The following is a 17528-nucleotide window of genomic DNA, read 5'->3' as shown; positions in this document are numbered from 1 at the left end:
GTCAGGCGGTGGGCGGTCATACGGTGAGCGGCCACGCGCTGCTGCCCGCCGACCCGGCGGGGGCGCGGGAGTACCGCGAGACCGTCGAGCGGATCCGCGCGGGGAGCCCGCAGGCCGCCGCCGACGAGCTGCGCCGCGTGTCCCGCGAGGTACGGCGGAGCGTCGTCGAGATGATCGACCGGGCGGGCATGGGCCACATCGGCGGCGATCTCTCGGTCACCGACATCCTGGTGACCTGCTTCTACGGGCTGCTCGACGTCGATCCCACACGTCCGAAACTGCCCGGCCGCGACCGGTTCGTGCTGAGCAAGGGCCACTGCGCCGCCGCCCTCTACTCCACCCTCGCGCACTGCGGCTTCTTCCACCGTGCGGAACTGGCGACCTTCCTGGCCCCGCTGTCCGCGCTGAACGGCCACCCCAACCGGATGAAGGTGCCGGGCGTGGAGACGAACACCGGCGCGCTCGGGCACGGCTTCCCCGTCGCCACCGGCTGCGCGCTCGCCGCCCAGCTCGACGGCGCCGCCTGGCGGACCGTCGTGGTGCTCGGCGACGGCGAACTCCAGGAGGGCAGCAACTGGGAGGCGGCGATGACCGCGGCCCACCACGGGCTGTCGTCGCTGACCGCCGTCGTCGACCGGAACCGGCTGCAACAGGGCGCGCGGACCGAGGACACCACCAGGCTGGAGCCGCTCGGGGCCAAGTGGGAAGGCTTCGGCTGGGAGGTGCGCGACGTCGACGGTCACGACCATCTCGCGCTGCTGGAGGCGATGAGCCGATCCGACACCGGCAAGCCGGTGGCCGTCATCGCGAACACCGTCAAGGGGAAGGGCGTCTCCTTCATGGAGGACCGGGTCGAGTGGCACCACAAGGTGCCCAGCGCCGAGCAGGTCGAAGCGGCGCTCGCGGAGCTGGCCCGATGACCGAGTTCGACTGCCGCAAGGACTTCGCCGCGGAACTCGTCGCCCTCGCCAGGCAGGACGAACGGATCGTGGCGGTCTGCAATGACTCCGTGGGATCGAGCAACCTGGGCGGCTTCCGCGAGGAGTTCCCCCGCCGGCTGGTGAACGTCGGCATCGCCGAACAGGACCTGGTGGGGGTCGCGGCGGGGCTGGCCAACGCCGGGAAGATCCCGTTCGTCTGCGCCGCCGCGCCGTTCCTCACCGGCCGCGCCCTGGAGCAGATCAAGGCCGACGTCGCCTACAGCGAGGCGCACGTCGTGCTCTGCGGGCAGAGCCCCGGCATGGCGTACGGCGAGCTGGGCCCCACCCACCACTCCATCGAGGATCTGTCCTGGGTGCGGGCGGTCGCGGGCCTCGACGTCATCGTGCCCGCCGACCCGGTTCAGACCCGCGCGGCCGTACGCTGGGCCGCGGCCTCCGGCAGGCCCTCCTACCTGCGCGTCCCCCGCTTCAAGGTGCCCGCGGTGACTCCCGCGGACGCTCCCTTCGCCCCCCGCAGGGCCGTGCTGCTGCGCTCCGGCGACGACGTCACCCTGATCGCCATCGGCTCGCTGACCTCCCGCGCGCTGGAGGCCGCCGAGCGGCTCGGCGCGGCGGGCGTCTCGGCACGGGTGCTCAACCTGCCCTTCCTCGACCCGCTCGACGAGGAGGCCGTCGTGGCCGCCGCGCGGGAGACCGGCGGGATCGTGACCGCCGAGGAGGCCACGATCAGCGGCGGCCTCGGCGCGGCGGTGGCCTCGATCGTGGTCACCCGCCACCCGTGCCCGATGCGGATCCTCGGCGTCCCCCGGGTCTTCGCGCCCACCGGCGACACCCGGTTCCTGCTCGACCACTTCGGCCTGTCCGCCGACGGCATCGTGGCCGCCGCCCGCGAACTGCTCGGTCATGGTTAGCGCCGGACCTCTCATCCTGGCCGTCGACCAGGGGACGAGCGCCACCAAGGCGCTCCTCGTCGCCGCCGGCGGCCCCGGCGGCGGTGAGGTGGTCGCGCGCGGCTCCGCGCCGCTCACCGAGACCCACCCCCGCCCCGGCTGGGTGGAACAGGACCCCGGGGAACTGTGGCAGAGCGTACGGCTGGCGGTCGCGCGGTGCGTCGACCCGTCGCTCGCCTCCCGGGTCGTGGCCGTCGGCCTGAGCACCCAGCGCGAGTCGCTGGCGCTGTGGGACCGCCGCACCGGCGAGCCCGCCGGTCCCCTGATCAGCTGGCAGGACCAGCGGACCACCGCGACCTGCGCCGACCTCGTGGCCGCCGGGGCCGGCCCGCTGGTACGGGCGGCCAGCGGCATGCCGCTCGACCCGATGTTCTCCGCATTGAAGGCCCGCTGGCTGCTCGACGCGCACGACCCCGGGGACCGCCGCGGCGCCGGGCTCTGCCTGGGCACGGTGGACTCCTGGCTGCTCAGCCGGTTCGGCGGCGAGCACGTGACCGAGGTGGGGAACGCCTCCCGCACCCAGCTCATGAACGTGGCGACCCGGCAGTGGGACGAGCGGCTGCTCGACGTGTTCGGCGTGCCCGCCGGGGTGCTGCCGGCGATCGTGCCCTCCGGCGGGCCCTTCCCCGCGGTCCGCGACCTGGCCCCGCTGCCCGACGGCGTGCCGGTCCTCGCGGTGCTGGGCGACTCGCACGCGGCGATGTTCGCGCACGGCGGGTGGCGGCCCGGGGTGGTGAAGGCCACCTACGGCACCGGGTCGTCGGTGATGGCGATCGGCGACCGCGGCGACGCGCCGGGCCTGTGCCGCAGCGTCGCCTGGGACGTGACCGGCCCGGTGCTCGCGGTCGAGGGCAACATCCGGGCGAGCGGCCGTACCCTCGGCTGGCTCGCCGAACTGTTCGGCAGCACCGCCGAGGCCCTGCTGGCGGAGGCCGAGGATCCGGACGGCGTGCACCTGGTGCCGGCGTTCGGCGGGCTCGGCGCGCCGTGGTGGGAGCCCGGCGCGCGCGCCGCGCTGAGCGGCCTGACGCTGGGCACCCGGCGCGGCGAACTCGTCGGGGCGGCGCTGGAGGCGGTCGCGTTCCAGGTCGAGGACGTGCTGGCGGCCGTGCAGCAGACCGTGGGCGAGGTGCGGGTCCTGCTCGCCGACGGCGGGCTGACCAGGAACGACCGGCTGATGCGGCTCCAGGCGGAGATCAGCGGCCGCCGCGTGTTCCGCTCGGCCGAGCACGACCTCTCGTGCCTGGGCGTGGCCCACGCCGCCGGGCTCGCCGCCGGCCTCTGGACCTTCGAGGAACTGGAGAACCGGCCGCGCCCCGGTGACACCTTCGAGCCCGCGGGCGAGCCGGCCGGCCGTACGGCCAGGCTCGCCGCCTGGCACGAGGCGGTGGCGCGAACCCGCCCCGGGGCCGACCGGAAGGGAGCGGCAGATGAGTAGGCGGGGATGGATCGCCGTCGCGTGGTCTGCGCCTGGAGGCGGCCGATCGGCCGGCCGCTAGGCTGAGGGCCGGCCGTACGAGAGTTGGGTGGGAGGGGCACATGGTCGTCCCCGATCCGGGGTGGGTCCACGGCTCCGGCCGGGTCGTGGCCGCCGACCACCTGCGTCTGCTGGCGCGGGTGGCCCGGATGTACCACGAGCAGGGCATCCGGCAGCCCGAGATCGCCGCGTCGCTGAGCATCTCCCAGCCGCGGGTCTCGCGGCTGCTGAAGGAGGCGGTGACCCGGGGGATCGTGCGCACGGTGGTGGTCCTGCCCGAGGGGGTCCACACCGAGCTGGAGGAGGAGCTGCAGCGGCGGCACTCCCTGCGCGACGTCGTGGTGGTGGACGCCGAAGGAGCCCGGGGCGAGGTGATCCCCGCCCTCGGCGCGGCGGCCGCCGCCTACTTCGACGTCACCCTCACCGGCGGCGACGTGATCGGGATCTCCTCGTGGAGCGAGACGCTGCTGGCCGCGGTCGACCGGATGCAGCCGAAGGGCGCCCAGGTCGCGGACCGGGTCATGCAGCTCGTCGGCGGGGTGGGCAGCCCCGAGGCGCAGGTTCTGGCGACCCGGCTGATCGGGCGGCTGTCGGACGTGACCAGGGCCCGTCCGGTCTTCGTCCCCTCGGCCGGGGTGGTGGGCACGCCGACCATCCGGGACGCCCTGCTGCAGGACGCTGCGGTGGTCGACGTGATGGCCCAGTGGCACGACCTGACCGTCGCCCTGGTCGGCATCGGCAGCCTGGAGCCCTCCCCGCTGCTGCTCCGCAGCGGCAACGCGGTGAGCGCCGCGGACCAGGAGGAGCTCCGCTCGCTGGGCGCGGTCGGTGACGTCTGCCTGCACTTCTTCGACGCGCGGGGCGAACCGGTGGAGTCCGCCTTCGACCAGCGGGTCGTCGGGATCGACGTGGCCGGCTTCCGTGCCATCGACCGGAGGGTGGCCGTCGCCGGGGGCCTGGGGAAGCTCTCGGCCATCAAGGCCGCGCTGCGCGGTGGCTGGGTGAACGTGCTCATCACGGACCTGGAGGTCGCCGAGCGCCTGCTGGACGCCTGATCATCGTTCCGCGGTGACACCCGACCAGGCGTTAGACCATTTTGGTATTTCTCGGTGGTTTTGCTGGGATATCTGCTTAAGGTCCACTCCGTGGATCCGATTGCCGAAGGTCTGCTGGAAGCGATCCGTCCGGAGCTGGGCTACAGGGAAAGGGCAGGCCAGTACACCAAGTTCGGCGAGTGGTACGCGGAGAACGTCAAGGATCCGCAGTACAGGAACGCGCCGTGGTGCGACATGTTCATCGCCTGGGCGGCCGGCAAGGCCGGGCTCCAGGACTACGTGGGCCAGTTCGCCTGGACCCCGTCGCACGCGAACTGGTTCAAACGGCAGGACGCCTGGTCGCGCACCCCCGAACCCGGCGCGCTCGTCTTCTTCGACTGGTCGGGCTCCAGGAAGACCGGCAAGATCGATCACGTGGGCGTCGTCGAACGGGTCGACGGCGGCCGGATCCACACGATCGAGGCCAACGTCGACGGCGTGTGGCTGAAGCGCAAGACCCGCGACGAGAAGAAGGTCGTGGGGTACGGCCTGCCGCGCAAGGTCAAGGAGAACCAGGTCCTCCGTGCGGACCCGGCCGGCCAGAAGACGATCGCGCTGCGCCAGGCCGACACCGACGCCGAGGGGTTCTCCTTCGGGTTCCCGCTGCCGGTCGAGGGTGTCCTGCTGCTGGTCGTCCTCGTCGCCTCGGTACTCATGCTGACCCTGGCCAACCTGCGTAGACACGCCTCCGCGCTGTCGGGAGGCAGACACCGCCGCCGCCCCCGCGACGACGACTCGCCCCCGGCTGATCTGGGCGGAAGACCGGTGTGACGCCCGGAGCGCGGGGGTGCAGGACGTCGCTTGAGTGCGCTGGGCCACCTGTTCGACGCGGGCGGAAGACGCCCTGCCGGCGCCGCGTGCTCAGCGCGACCGGCCACCTGCCCGGCGGTTGTCGGACGGTTGTTAGACAGTGTGCCTGTCGGCCGCCCCCGCCGGTCCGGCAATGGCGCGGCGATCTGCCCCGGCGGCTCGCCGGGCGTCAGCCGCCGATGTCGAGGACGGCGGCTCCGGCGACGCGGCCGGCGGCCAGGTCGGCGAGTGCCTGGTCGGCCTGGCCGAGGCCGTAGCGGGTGGTGGTGACGCGGAGCGGGTGCCGGGTGGCTAGGTCGAGGAGGGCGCGGCCGTCCGCGCGGGTGTTGGCGGTGACGCTGCGCAGGGTGCGCTCCTGGAACAGGTGGCGTTCGTAGTTCAGCGCCGGGACGTCGGTGAGGTGGATCCCGGCCACGGCGAGTGTGCCGCCGCGGTCCAGGGCCGCGAGCGCGACCGGGACCAGGTCGCCGACGGGGGCGAAGAGGATGGCGGCGTCCAGCGGCTCCGGCGGATCGTCGTAGGCGCCGGCCGCGGAGGCGGCCCCCAGTTCCAGGGCTAGCCGCCGGGCCTCCGGGGACCGGGTCAGCACGTGCACCGTCGCGCCCTGGGCGAGGGCGACCTGGGCGGTCAGGTGGGCCGAGGCGCCGAAGCCGTACACGCCGAGCCGTCCGCGTGGTGGCAGGTCGGCGCGGAGCAGGGCGCGGTAGCCGATGATGCCCGCGCACATCAGCGGGGCCAGCCGCTCGGCGGGCGGTCCCTCCGGCAGGGTGTAGACGAAATCCTGGGGCGCGGTCAGATACTCGGCGTAGCCGCCGTCGGCGTCCCAACCGGTGTAGCGGGAGTACGGGCACAGGTTCTCCGCGTCGCGCCGGCAGTAGCGGCACCTGCCGCAGGTGGCGCGCAGCCACGCGACGCCCACCCGGGCGCCGGGCGGCAGGCGGTCCGCCCCCGGTCCGTGGGCGGCGACCCGCCCGACCACCTCGTGCCCGGGAACGGTGGCCGGCCGCCGCGGCGCCAGGTCCCCTTCGGCGAGATGCAGATCGGTACGGCACACGGCGCACGCCTCGACCTTGACCAGCACCTCGCCCTCGCCGGGCACCGGCACCGGGAGCCGGACCCGCTCCAGCGGGCCGGTCGCCACGGGGCCGGGCCGCCGTACCACCCAGGCCGTCATCGTCTCCGCCATGACCTCATCGTCACACGTCCGGTTGATCCGGATTCGCAACGGGCGGGCGGTCCGGACGCCACGCTGGCACCATCAAGGTATGCGTACCCGACCGCTCGTGGCCCTGATCGCCGTGGCGCTCGCGATCGTCGCCTTCGGCGTGTACGCGGTCACGATCGCGCCCGGCCCCGTGGTGGCGTCGCCGTCCCCTACACCCGGCGGCACCGGCGGCACCGGCGGCACCGAGGGCGCGAGAGGGCCGGCGCCGTCGCGGACGCCGCGGACGCTGGTCCTCTCTCCCGTCCCCGAGGACGATCCCGGGCAGACCGCGGCCGACTACTTCGCGGCCTGGCGCACCGGTGACCTCACCGCCATGGCCGCGCTGGTCGCCGACCCGCCGGCCGACTTCGCCGAGCGGCACCGGCGCTTCGACGCCGAGCTGCGCGTCGCCTCGTTGTCCCTCGCACCCGGTGAGCCGCGCCGGCCGGGCGAGGACGCCGCCGAGGTGCCGTTCACCGGCGAACGGGAGGTCGCGGGCCTGGGCCGATGGCCGTTCGCCGCGGTGCTGCGCCTGTCGCGATCGGCCGGCGGCTGGAAGGTGCGCTGGTCGCCGGAGACGCTGCACCCCGCGCTGGCCGGCGGCGGGGGCGTCCGGCTCAGGGAGACCCAGGTCCGGCGGCCGGCCACGCTCACCCAGGAGGGCCGGCCGTTCCCCCGCGACAGCAGGGCCGGCGACTACTACACCGGGCTCGGCGGCACCGCGGTGGAACTGGCGCTGGAGGAGACGCCCTCGGGCCGGGTCCTGCTGGCCTCGCCGTCCCCGCCGGCCGCCGGAACCCGGAGCACCATCTCGCAGACCGTGCAGGCCGCCGCCGCGCGTGCCCTCGACGGGTTCGCTGCTCCCGCCGCGATCGTGGCCCTCGACGCCGACAGCGGTCAGTTGCGCGCGGTGGCCGACACCCTCGGCGGGAAGCGGGCGTTCATCGGCCTCTATCCGCCCGGCTCGACCTTCAAGGTGGTGACCGCCTCGGCGCTGCTCCGCGCCGGCCTCACCGCCGACTCCCCGGTCCCGTGCCCGGCGGCCTACACCGTCCCGAACGGCAAGCCCTTCACCGACGCGGACGGCACCGACCACGGCGTCATCCCCTTCACCAGGGCCTTCGCCCTCTCGTGCAACACCACCTTCGTCCAGCAGACCCACGAGCGGCTGCCCGGCGACCGGCTGCGCACCGAGGCCGCCGACCGGTTCGGGTTCCGGGAGAAGCCGGGCCTCAGCTACTGCCGGATCCGCCCGTACGGCAACGCGGACGAACTGGCCTCCGACGCCATCGGCCAGAACTCGGTGGAGGCCAGCCCGCTCTGCATGGCCGAGGTCGCCGCCGCGGTGGCGAGCGGTGTCTGGAAACCCGCGATCATGACGGCCGAGGCCTCGGACGGGTCCCCGGACCCGGTGCCGCTGGACGAGGGCGTCGCGGCCGCCCTGCGCACGATGATGCGGTCGGTGGTCACCGACGGCACGGCCGCCCGGGCCGGTCTCCCGCCGGACACCGCGGGCAAGACCGGCACCGCCGAGGTCGAGGGCGCGCAGGACCACGCCTGGTTCATCGGCTATCGGGACGGTCTGGCCTTCGCCGTGTTCGTCCAGAACGGCGGAAGCGGCGGCACCGTGGCCGCGCCCCTCGCCGCGAGGTTCCTGGCGGCGCTCTGACCTTTCCCTCCGGCTTGACACGAGCCGGGCGCCCCGCCTGTGGACTTCCGTGCGTCGACGACGTTACGGCTGAGCGCCACTGTGCGATGCGAAGACCGTAATCCACAATTCTCTTGTCGGATCGTTGAACAATACTTATGTTGAACGCACACATCCTCAGTCCAAGGAGCGTGCGATGTTCCTCGACTCCGTCTTCGCGAAAATCGCCCTCGTGGCCGGGCTGGGCGCGGTCGTCGTGCTCGCCATCGGGGGCCTGGGGGGCTACGCGTCCACCGATGCGGGCGAGGTCGCGGTCGTCCGGGACGGCGGCCCGCTCGACGACAACGCGATCCGCCAGGTGATCGACCCGAGTTCCGGCCTGACCTGGACGGGCATGTGGTCGTCCGTGCACACCTACCCGGCCCAGCAGCGCTTCTACACCATCACCTCCGACGCCAAGCGGGCCACCGCGCTCGGGGTGGACGTGGTGACGACGCCCAGCAGCGACGGCGTCAGCCTGGGCATCGAGGGCACCCTCTACTTCACGCTCAACCTCGACCACGACACCCTCAAGCGGTTCGACGACAAGTTCGGCACCCGTACCTTCCGCGGCCAGGACGACACGGCGCGACACGCGTGGGAGGACGACGCCGGCTGGGCCGCCTTCTTCGGTCAGGCCGTACGGCCCGTCGTGGACAACGCCCTGCGCGTGCAGATCGGCGACCTGCGCTGCGCCGAGCTCGTGCCGTCCTGCGCGCTGCTGAACAGCCCGGGTGAGCTGGAGGCGCGCAGCACCAACACGAACGTCGCCAGGGTGCAGGAAGGCGTCAACGCCACCCTGGAGCGCGACCTGCGGGCGACCCTCGGCGACGACTTCCTCCTCGGGATGCGGTTCACGCTCGTCCGGGTGACCCTCCCGCCGGCGGTGCAGAAGGCGGTCGACGGCTCGCTGGCGGCGGCGGCGAGCGTCTCCGAGGCCAAGGCGAGGGTCGCCCAGGCGGAGGCCGAGGCGGCGGCCAACCGTGCCAGGCAGGACGGGTACGACAAGTGCCCGGCCTGCGCCGAGATCGACAAGCTCAAGTCCCTGCCGCAGGGCATCACCGTCTACGCCCCCGGCAACCCCGACGCGGTGGTCGTCCCCGGCAGGTGACGCGGTCCGCTCCGCGGGTGGCGCGGTCCGCTCCGAAGGTGACGCTCCGGCCGCCGTGGACACCGGCGGCGGCGCGGGCCACCCGCGGCGGAAAGCGGCTCTTCTGACCCCTGTCGCCCGCGGCCGGCCGCGGGCGGTGGTCAGCAGGTGTCCGGTCGGCGGATGACGCGAATCCGCAGGCTCCGGCCCGCAGGCCGGAGTCCGGTTCGGCGGGAGTCCCGGAAAAGCAATTAAATGATCTTTCCCGGCGGCCGGTCGCCCCCCATGATTCGGACGGCCGGATCAACAGGCGCGCATTGTTCATAAAGGCCGCAATAAAATAAACCATTATCTTCGCTTCTGCGGCTGTGGTAAAAGTTAGGTGGTTCTCGGGGGTCGACCGCTGGTGTGGCATCTGCACCCCTGGGAGGGTGGATGGATCCGGTCTCCGTGTTCGTCGTCCCCGTCATCTCGGCTCTGATCGCCAAGATCCCTGATCTGATCTTCGGCCATCTGGAGCGGCGTGGGGCGCTCGCGGCCAGGCAGCAGGAGGAGGAAGCCCGCCTGGCCGAGCGACTGGAGGACCGCAGGACGGCGGCGCTGCGCACGTTCTCGCGGGAGCAGGACCTGCAGCGTTTCATGCGGGAGCGCCAGGCGAGATACGCGGCGCACTATCCGCTGGGCGTGGTGGGGCGGATCGCCCGGGGTCCGCAGAGTTTCCTGCCGTCGGTCCTGGTGTCCCCGGTGCCGGCGGGCGGAAGGTACGCCGGGAACGCGATTCCGGCTCTCGTTCACGAGTTGATCTGGAACGTTCCCGACGCCCGCAGATATGTCGATCTTCATACCGGCGCCTTCGTTTCCGATCACGGAGTTCCGAGGGCGATCGGGGGTTCACTGGGGGCCGCCGAGATAGGCGCTCTGGAGTTCTCGGGACGCCCTGCGGTTATTGTCTATTTTGAGAGCATTGGTGATAAATTAGTTGCTTTTGCCTATTTGAACTCTCTTGTTCCCACCGCTGACGGGTCCACGGGATTCGCGCTGCGGGTGGCCTGCTTCGGCAGGACGCCGGGGCTGCCCGCCGGGTTGCCCGGCGCCGGTGACCTGCCGACCTGGCAGTACGTGAACCTGGCCGCGCTGGCTCAGCCCGACGACCAGGTCATCGCGGCCGTGGTGACCTGGTTCGTGGTGACCTGCCTGGAGATCCACTGGCGGCTGTGCGGCGTGACGGACATCGACCTGAGAAGCGGCATGACGATCTCGGAGTCGCCTCCGGGGTTCGGCTCCCGGCAGGTGCCGCGGAGCGTCTTCGCCAGCCGGATGGAGAGGGAGATCTCCCAGATCGCCCACGCCGGCTACGAGGTGGAGACGGCGGAGTTCACCGACGACCGGGTGGCGCTGGTCATCCCCATCGGAGATCGGCAGATCGCCTTCGTCGTGACGGACGCCTATCCCGTCGAACCGCCGCTGGTCCTGACCCAGTCGGGCCGTGATCGGCAGCGGTTCGAGCTCGACGGCGCGAGCTGGTCCCCCGATCGAACCCTCCTGGAAGTGCTGGAGAGCCTCCGTTGAGCGAACACTACAAGGTCAGAATCTACGAGTCCGAGCTTGAGGTCCTCTGCGACGAGACCTATGAGCATCCGAAGATCGAAACGGGTGGCAACCTCTTCGGGCTGTTCAGCCATGGCGGCGGCCCGACGGTCTTCCTGGCGACGCGGCCGACGGTCCGCAGCGTCCGCCAGACTCACTCGGTCGAACTCGACTCCGAGGCCGTGGGCGCACTGCAGCAGGTGATGTGGGACAGGTTCGGCATCCAGTTGCTCGGCATGTGGCACTCGCACCACACGATCGGGCTGTTCGAGCCCAGCTCCGGCGATCGTGCCAGGACGCAGAGCTTCGCCGTCAAAGCGGGCCGGCCCTGTTACACGGAGATACTGGCCAACTTCGTCTCGCAGAGCGAGCGCTCGGCGAGTGACCAGCAGTCCAGGCGCTGGTTCGGCGACTCGTCGAGGGATCCCGTCGTCCTGCTCACACCGTTCTTCTATCCCGAGGCCAGGAAGCTGGTCCGAGCGGACGCGTCGTTGGAGGTGCTGGCGGGGGCCAGCCCGATCCGGCAGGAGTTGCGCAGGCTGCGGCGGCTGTCCCCGCACTTCGACGGGGACATGCTGAGGGACGCCCGCTCGCGGCGCCGGGAGCGCTACCAACTGGGGCACTCCCGGGCGAGGGTGTCATCGGAGGCCACCGGGCCGGATCGCGCGGTGGAAGCCCGGTCCGCACCCGCCGCCCTCCCGGCGAGGGTGGAACCCGGCACGGGGGGCACGGCGCCCGGGGCGGCTCCGCCGGATATCTACCAGGAACTCCAGGTGATCCCCGATCCGGCTGAGTACGTCGCCGCGCACGTCGACCCGCTGCTGGAGGGCAACACGAAGTTCGCCGTCGAACTGCGCCCGGTCGGGGACAAGCAGATCGCGCTGATCGTCACGGCTCCGCGCAGGCGGACGGAGTTCCTGTTCGTCATGGGCTGGGACGGCAGCAGGCCGGTGGTCTGCGAAGCCAAGCTGCTGACCGGTGATCAGCGCATCGAGTGGCAGGCGGCGACGCGGGAAGAGCGGCTGGACATTCATCGGGCCTTCTTCTGGGGCATCGAGTACTTCCAGAAGAACTGAGTGAGGTGGGGGAGGCAGGCCATGGCCTGGAGCCGGTATCAGCAGTTCCGGCTGGCGAACGACCAGTCGGTGCTACGCAGGGAGTTCCGCGCGTTCGACTTCTACGATCGAGCCGCCGCGACGTACATCAGCGGCATCTACACCAGCAACATGAACTATTCCTACACGTTGCGAATCAACATCCCGCCGGGTTATCCCGACGAATGCCCGAGCACCTACATCACCAATCCGAGCCCGTTGTGGGGTCACTCGCAACGCATGGACGAGTACGGCACAAGCCATGCCATGCACACCTGGCAGACGGATCGGCCGGGATGGTTGAAGATCTGTACCTACCGTCCCGAGCTCTGGTCGGCGCAGCACAGCATCGTCAAAGTCGTCCGCAAGGGAATGCTGTGGATCGCCGCCTACGAATGCCACCTGCAGGACGGCAGCCCGGTCGCGAATTACCTCGTCAGTTCTTAGGGAGTGAACCAGTTCATGGCCTCTGATCGGCACGAAGACATCCGGGATTTCCTTCAGCAGGCGGCGAAGGGGAGCATGCCCACGGGGAAGCGCATGGTCTTCAACGTCACGACGGGCAAGTGGGAGGTTCGCTCCAACAGCGAGCGTCCCGGCGACACGCTCCAGCAGATCGATCCCGAGGACATGAGGGCGTTCGCGCGGTGACACACGTGGATGCCGCGCCGCGGCACGTCGTCGTCAGCGGCCGTGCCGCCGCCGCTCTCGTCGCGCCCGGGGAGGTCGCCGGGCCGCCGCGGATGGGGCTGCGCTCGCGGGACGACGGCGACCTCTGGAACGTGGACGGTACGGCGGGCCAGGAGGTGGTGATCGTCCACGGCGACGGGCCGGCACCCGTCGGCCCGGAGATTCGGCTGGTCTGCCGGGCCGGAGACGGTGGCGTCCGCTGTTTCCTGCCGGACGGCCGGGAGATCCCGGCCACCCTGGTCCCCGACGGGGTGGACCTCTCGGGCAGGACCCGTGGGATCATCCGGGCCGACCTGCTGCACGAGCGTGCCGTCGCGATCCTGGGACTGGGCTCGGGGGGCAGCTTCATCGCCCGCGAACTGGCCAAGGCCGGTGTCGGACGCTTCCTGCTGCTCGACCACGACCGCCTCGAACCCGGCAACATCGTCCGCCACGAGTGCGGCATCGGCGAGGTCGGCAGGCTCAAGGTGCTGGCCATGCGGGATGTGGTCCGCGCGCACAATCCGTCGGCGGAGATCGTGACCAGCACGCTCCATGTGGACGGTGAGTCGAGGGAGCAGGTTCTGGACCTGGTTCGCGGCATCGGGGCCCGGCTGGTGATCTGCGCGACCGACACCCGGGAGAGCCGCCTGCTGATCAACCGGATGTGCGTCAACGCGGACCTGACGCTCATCCTCGGCGGCGTCTTCCGCCGCGCGTACGGAGGCATCGTGCAGCGGGTCATCCCGCGGCTGACCGCCTGCTACCAGTGTTATGTCCAGGCGTTGCCCGACAGCGCGGACGACAACGAGATCAGCAGCGAGATCGACGCGGCGCGCGTCTCCTACACAGACCGTGGTGTGGCGCCGCAGCCGGGGCTGTCCACGGACATCGTCCCCGTCGCGTTGCACATGGTGAAACTGGCTCTGCTGGAGTTGACCGGGGACGAGTCACCCGCCTTCGCCTCGCTTCGCCAGGACCTGGTCGCGCCGCTGTTCCAGTGGGTGAACAGGCGCGAATCAGCACACGCCCACCTGCCGCCCATGGGCGTGTCCGTGGACGAACTCAGCGTGCTGCGCTGGTACGGCATGCTGCTGCCCAAGCTTCCCGACTGTGTGACCTGCTCGATCGTGGAGAGCGAACTGAATCTCGAACACGCCGAAGACGGCTTCGGGGAATGAGCCGCAGGACCGGCCCCGCACCGGCGAGCGCCCGGTAAGGCGTGGCAGAATCTCGGCCGGACCCGTGTGGGGCAGGGGCCGCGCGAAGGCCGGCGCCGGCTCCGGGAGTGCCGACACCCACGCGGCGCCGGCGGCCATTCGTGCCGCCGGCGCCGTCAGGGACGTACGATCGAGGGGTGACCGAAATGACCGATACTGCGCCTGGCTGGCTTTCTCCGGACGAACTGGAACAGGCGCGCGGCCGAATGCCGATCCTCTACATCGACGCCGTGCCGGTGCGCGTCGACGACAGCGGCGAGGTCAGCAGGGTGGGCCTGCTGCTGCGGATCGGACCGGAGGGAAATGTCAGCCGGGCGCTGGTCTCGGGACGGGTGCACCACCACGAGCGGGTCCGCGACGCCCTGCTGCGGCACCTGGAGAAGGATCTCGGCCCGGTGGCCCTGCCTCGCGTCCCAGTCTCCCCGCAGCCGTTCACCGTCGCGGAGTACTTCCCGACGCCGGGTGTCACGCCGTACCACGATCCGCGGCAGCACGCCGTGGCCCTCGCCTACATCGTGCCGGTCGCCGGAGACTGCCGGCCCCGGCAGGACGCTCTCGATCTCGTCTGGTTCACGCCGGAGGAGGCGGCCTCGCCGATGGTCCAGCAGGAGATGCCGGGCGGGCAGGGGGTACTGCTGAAGCAGGCCCTCGCGCACGTCGGCCGCCTCGGCTGATCCGCACGGCGACCGTTTCGCGGATTTCGGTCACCTGGCCTGACCGGGGTGCGCGAGAATGGGGCCGTCACTCTTGGCGATTGATCAACGGCGCGGCCGAGATGGCTTTAATATCCGGCTATGACACCATTAAGCGGATGTCTCTGGTCATGACAGCACAGGAGCAACCTCCGGAGTGGGTCGTCGACCCGCATCTTCCGAGCGTGGCCAGGATGTACGACTACTATCTCGGCGGCAAGGACAACTTCGCGTCCGACCGGGCGGCGGCCGACAAGGTGCTGGCGGCCATGCCGTACGTCCGGGAGTTCACCCGGGCCAACCGGGAGTTGCTGTCCAGGGTCGTGACGATGGTGGCGCAGGAGGGGCTCCGGCAGTTCCTCGACATCGGCTCCGGGCTGCCGACCCAGGAGAACGTGCACCAGGTGGCGCAGCGGGCCGCCCCCGACTCCCGGGTGGTCTACGTGGACCACGATCCCATCGTGCTGACCCACGGCAGGGCCCTGCTGGCCAAGAACCCGTTCACCACGGTCATCCAGGGCGACGTGCGCGACCCCAAGGGAATCCTGGACCACCCGAAGGTGCTCGCCCAGCTCGACTTCGACCGGCCCGTCGTCGTCATGCTCCTGGCCATCCTGCACTTCGTCCGCGACGACGAGGAGGCCGCCGCGATCGTGGCGGCCCTGCGCGAGCGGCTCGTTCCCGGCAGCTACCTGGTCATCTCGCACGGTCACGCGGGCAGGATCGGCAGGGCGCTCGAAGCCAAGGTCCGCAACGCGTACGCGTCCACGGCCGCCGGCGACATCGTGCCGCGTACGCCCGAGCAGATCCGCGCCTACTTCGACGGCATGGATCTGCTCGAACCCGGCATCGTCCCGGTGGAGGCCTGGCGCCCGCCGTACCAGGACGTCGAACCCAACCTGAGCAAGGCCGGCTTCCTCGCCGGCGTGGGCAGGGTGCGATGACGCGGGAGACGCTGCCGACCGAGTTCCTCCTCAGCGCCGGCTACGCCGCCGACCCGTACGCCCGGCACGCCGAACTGCGCGCGGCCGGGCCGGTCCACCGCATCGACTTCCCGCCCGGGGTGCCGGCCTTCCTGGTCGTCGACTACGAGCACGGCCGCGCGGCGCTCAACGACCCGCGGCTGTCGAAGGACCCCGATCGCAGCGCGGTGCCCGTCCTGGGCGGGGCGTTCTTCAGCGGCACCCTGCTGGGCATCGACCCGCCCGACCACACCCGGCTGCGGGGTCTGGTGGCGAAGGCGTTCACGCCGCGCCGGGTGGAGGCCCTGCGGCCGCGGATCCAGGAGATCGCCGACGAACTGCTCGACGGGATCGAGGGGCGCGACGAGGCCGATCTCATCGAGGCCTTCGCCTTCCCGCTGCCCATCATCGTGATCTGCGAGCTGCTCGGCGTGCCCGCCGAAGACCAGGCCGACTTCCGCGAGTGGACCTCGATCCTCACCGTGCCCGATCTCTCCCCGGAGCGACAGGAGCTCAGGCGCGCGACCGCGCGCACCTTCAACGCCTATCTCAACGGGATCTTCGCCGAGCGGCGCGCGGAACCGCGTGACGACCTGATCAGCGCGCTGGTCGCGGTCCGCGACGGCGAGACGCCGCTGTCCGACGCCGAACTGCTGGGCACCATCGCCCTGCTGCTCATCGCCGGCCACGAGACCACGGTGAACCTCATCGGCAACGGCGTCCTCGCCCTGCTCCGCGCCCCTGACCAGCTCGAACTGCTGAGGCGGCGCCCCGAGTTGCTGCCTCAGGCGATCGAGGAACTGCTGCGCTACGACGCCCCGGTGGAGCGCGCGAGCCAGCGCATCGCCCTTGAGGACCTGGAGATCGCCGGAACCGTCATCCCGAAGGGCGCCTGGGTGCACGTCTCCCTCGGCGCCGCGCACCGCGACCCTCGGGCGTTCGGCGAGCCTGACGCGCTCGACATCACTCGTGCCGACAACCGTCACCTGGCGTTCGGCCACGGTATCCACTTCTGTCTGGGCGCTCCGCTGGCCCGGGTGGAGGGCCACATCGCCATCGGCACACTGCTGGCCCGCTTCCCCGGCCTGTCACTCGCGCGCGCCGCCGCCGATCGGCTCGTCTGGAAGCAGACCGGCTCGATCGTCCGCGGCCTCACCGATCTCCCCGTGCGATTCGCGTCGGCCGGGGCCGGCGAGCGCGACGCGGCGGGCCTCGAAGCCTGAGCCCTCGGGCCGCACTCGACCGGCGACGCCATCCGGCGCGTTCCGGGCGGCGCGACGGGGTGCGCGTACGCCGCCTCTGTGATCCACCGGGTCTGCGGGATCCGTGGATCCCGCAGACCCTTTCAGCTCGCGCCGTTGAGTTCGGCTCAGACCGCGGGCACGAGGCGGTATCCCCGGTAGCCGGGGCAACTGCCGGACGGCGCCCACCTGCCGGGGTTCATGCGAATCTCGATCGTCACGCCTTCGCAGTAGACCCACAGGGTGCTCCGCACCGAGAGGTCGCAGTAGAAGGTCATCCGCACGCCCGGTCCGGCCACGGGGATGCAGGAGTCCGCCGCCGCCTGCGATGTCCCGAGATTATCGGGGAGGTCGTCCCATTCGGTCATGCTGAAGCCGTCGGCCACCTCGGCGACGGGGGATGTACCGGCAGTGCCGTCGCCCGTCGAGGCCCACGCCGTGCCGGCGCCGACCGACACCATGAGCAACGTGGCCAGCGCCAGCACGGTGATCATGGCCTGCTTGACAGATCTCATGCCGCCTCTCCTTTCTGTTTGGTGCGCAGCGAATCCGCGCATGCCCATCTCGCCGATTTCGGTGATTTGGCGGGAGGTGCGTCCTTAATAGATGACGAATGCTAGAAGATTGTCAATGCCGATGAATGTTTCATGGAATCGATATGCGCCCGGAGACGGCTCATCGGGCGCTCTGCGGGGATGAGGTGGTGGCAGGGCGAAAGGGCCCTTTGAGCGGTGCCAGCGGCTCTTCCGTCCCAGCCGACACACGAAGGCGGTCAGCGGTTCGTCCTTTACGGCCGGTCCGCCAGGCGAG

Annotated in this window: 17 protein-coding genes; 15 read left to right on the top strand and 2 right to left on the bottom strand. The window is 71.3% G+C overall.

Annotated features, from left to right (window positions below):
* Positions 1-23 precede the first annotated feature (23 nt).
* From MBA17_RS33860 to MBA17_RS33840, 5 genes are all read left to right on the top strand, one after another.
* Positions 24-920, top strand: coding sequence for a transketolase (locus tag MBA17_RS33860; RefSeq protein ID WP_238501322.1), 897 nt, complete (start codon positions 24-26; stop codon positions 918-920).
* On the top strand, positions 917-1852 hold the full coding sequence (locus MBA17_RS33855; RefSeq protein WP_238501320.1) for a transketolase family protein: 936 nt from the start codon (positions 917-919) through the stop codon (positions 1850-1852). The genes MBA17_RS33860 and MBA17_RS33855 overlap by 4 nt, the downstream gene beginning before the upstream one ends.
* Complete coding sequence (locus MBA17_RS33850; RefSeq protein WP_238501316.1) at positions 1845-3329, top strand: FGGY family carbohydrate kinase; 1485 nt, start codon at positions 1845-1847, stop codon at positions 3327-3329. The genes MBA17_RS33855 and MBA17_RS33850 overlap by 8 nt, the downstream gene beginning before the upstream one ends.
* 101 nt (positions 3330-3430) lie before the next feature.
* Positions 3431-4423: a sugar-binding transcriptional regulator gene (locus MBA17_RS33845; protein WP_238501314.1), complete on the top strand. Its 993-nt coding sequence runs from the start codon at positions 3431-3433 to the stop codon at positions 4421-4423.
* Positions 4424-4513: 90 nt separating this feature from the next.
* Positions 4514-5233 carry a CHAP domain-containing protein gene (locus tag MBA17_RS33840; protein ID WP_238501312.1) on the top strand — a complete coding sequence of 240 codons (720 nt, stop codon included), beginning with the start codon at positions 4514-4516 and terminating at the stop codon, positions 5231-5233.
* Positions 5234-5441: 208 nt separating this feature from the next.
* Here MBA17_RS33840 and MBA17_RS33835 read toward each other — a convergent pair whose 3' ends face one another.
* Positions 5442-6458, bottom strand: a complete 1017-nt coding sequence (locus MBA17_RS33835) for a zinc-binding alcohol dehydrogenase family protein (protein WP_238501311.1) — start codon at positions 6456-6458, stop codon at positions 5442-5444.
* 79 nt (positions 6459-6537) lie between these two features.
* Here MBA17_RS33835 and MBA17_RS33830 point away from each other — a divergent pair, with 79 nt between their 5' ends.
* The 10 genes from MBA17_RS33830 (at position 6538) to MBA17_RS33785 (ending at position 16700) form a co-directional block, all read left to right on the top strand.
* Positions 6538-8145 (top strand): penicillin-binding transpeptidase domain-containing protein, encoded by a 1608-nt coding sequence (locus tag MBA17_RS33830; RefSeq protein ID WP_238501309.1) that lies wholly within the window; start codon positions 6538-6540, stop codon positions 8143-8145.
* Positions 8146-8320: 175 nt separating this feature from the next.
* Positions 8321-9274: an SPFH domain-containing protein gene (locus MBA17_RS33825; RefSeq protein ID WP_238501307.1), complete on the top strand. Its 954-nt coding sequence runs from the start codon at positions 8321-8323 to the stop codon at positions 9272-9274.
* Between the two features lie 414 nt (positions 9275-9688).
* Positions 9689-10822 carry a hypothetical protein gene (locus MBA17_RS33820; protein ID WP_238501305.1) on the top strand — a complete coding sequence of 378 codons (1134 nt, stop codon included), beginning with the start codon at positions 9689-9691 and terminating at the stop codon, positions 10820-10822.
* On the top strand, positions 10819-11916 hold the full coding sequence (locus tag MBA17_RS33815; protein WP_238501304.1) for an MPN domain-containing protein: 1098 nt from the start codon (positions 10819-10821) through the stop codon (positions 11914-11916). Before MBA17_RS33820 ends, MBA17_RS33815 begins: the two co-directional genes overlap by 4 nt.
* 21 nt (positions 11917-11937) lie before the next feature.
* The gene (locus MBA17_RS33810) at positions 11938-12381 is read left to right on the top strand and encodes a hypothetical protein (protein WP_238501302.1); all 444 of its coding nucleotides are present in this window, start codon (positions 11938-11940) and stop codon (positions 12379-12381) included.
* A gap of 15 nt (positions 12382-12396) precedes the next feature.
* Positions 12397-12585 carry a hypothetical protein gene (locus MBA17_RS33805; protein ID WP_238501300.1) on the top strand — a complete coding sequence of 63 codons (189 nt, stop codon included), beginning with the start codon at positions 12397-12399 and terminating at the stop codon, positions 12583-12585.
* Complete coding sequence (locus tag MBA17_RS33800; protein ID WP_238501298.1) at positions 12582-13784, top strand: ThiF family adenylyltransferase; 1203 nt, start codon at positions 12582-12584, stop codon at positions 13782-13784. Before MBA17_RS33805 ends, MBA17_RS33800 begins: the two co-directional genes overlap by 4 nt.
* Positions 13785-13960: 176 nt before the next feature.
* Positions 13961-14497 carry an NUDIX hydrolase family protein gene (locus MBA17_RS33795; RefSeq protein WP_455432911.1) on the top strand — a complete coding sequence of 179 codons (537 nt, stop codon included), beginning with the start codon at positions 13961-13963 and terminating at the stop codon, positions 14495-14497.
* Between the two features lie 137 nt (positions 14498-14634).
* On the top strand, positions 14635-15459 hold the full coding sequence (locus tag MBA17_RS33790; RefSeq protein WP_238501294.1) for an SAM-dependent methyltransferase: 825 nt from the start codon (positions 14635-14637) through the stop codon (positions 15457-15459).
* A complete protein-coding gene (locus MBA17_RS33785; RefSeq protein WP_238501292.1) occupies positions 15456-16700 on the top strand; it encodes a cytochrome P450 family protein in 1245 nt (414 codons plus the stop codon). The genes MBA17_RS33790 and MBA17_RS33785 overlap by 4 nt, the downstream gene beginning before the upstream one ends.
* A 146-nt stretch (positions 16701-16846) precedes the next feature.
* Here MBA17_RS33785 and MBA17_RS33780 read toward each other — a convergent pair whose 3' ends face one another.
* Entirely contained in the window at positions 16847-17233 is a 387-nt protein-coding gene (locus MBA17_RS33780) for a hypothetical protein (RefSeq protein ID WP_238501287.1), read from the bottom strand.
* Positions 17234-17528: the final 295 nt, after the last annotated feature.

The organism is Dolomitihabitans soli (assembly GCF_022213955.1).
Lineage (GTDB): Bacteria > Actinomycetota > Actinomycetes > Streptosporangiales > Streptosporangiaceae > Streptosporangium_A > Streptosporangium_A soli.
Note: the sequence above shows the minus strand (reverse complement) of the source record. Positions and strands in the feature narration are given on the sequence as shown.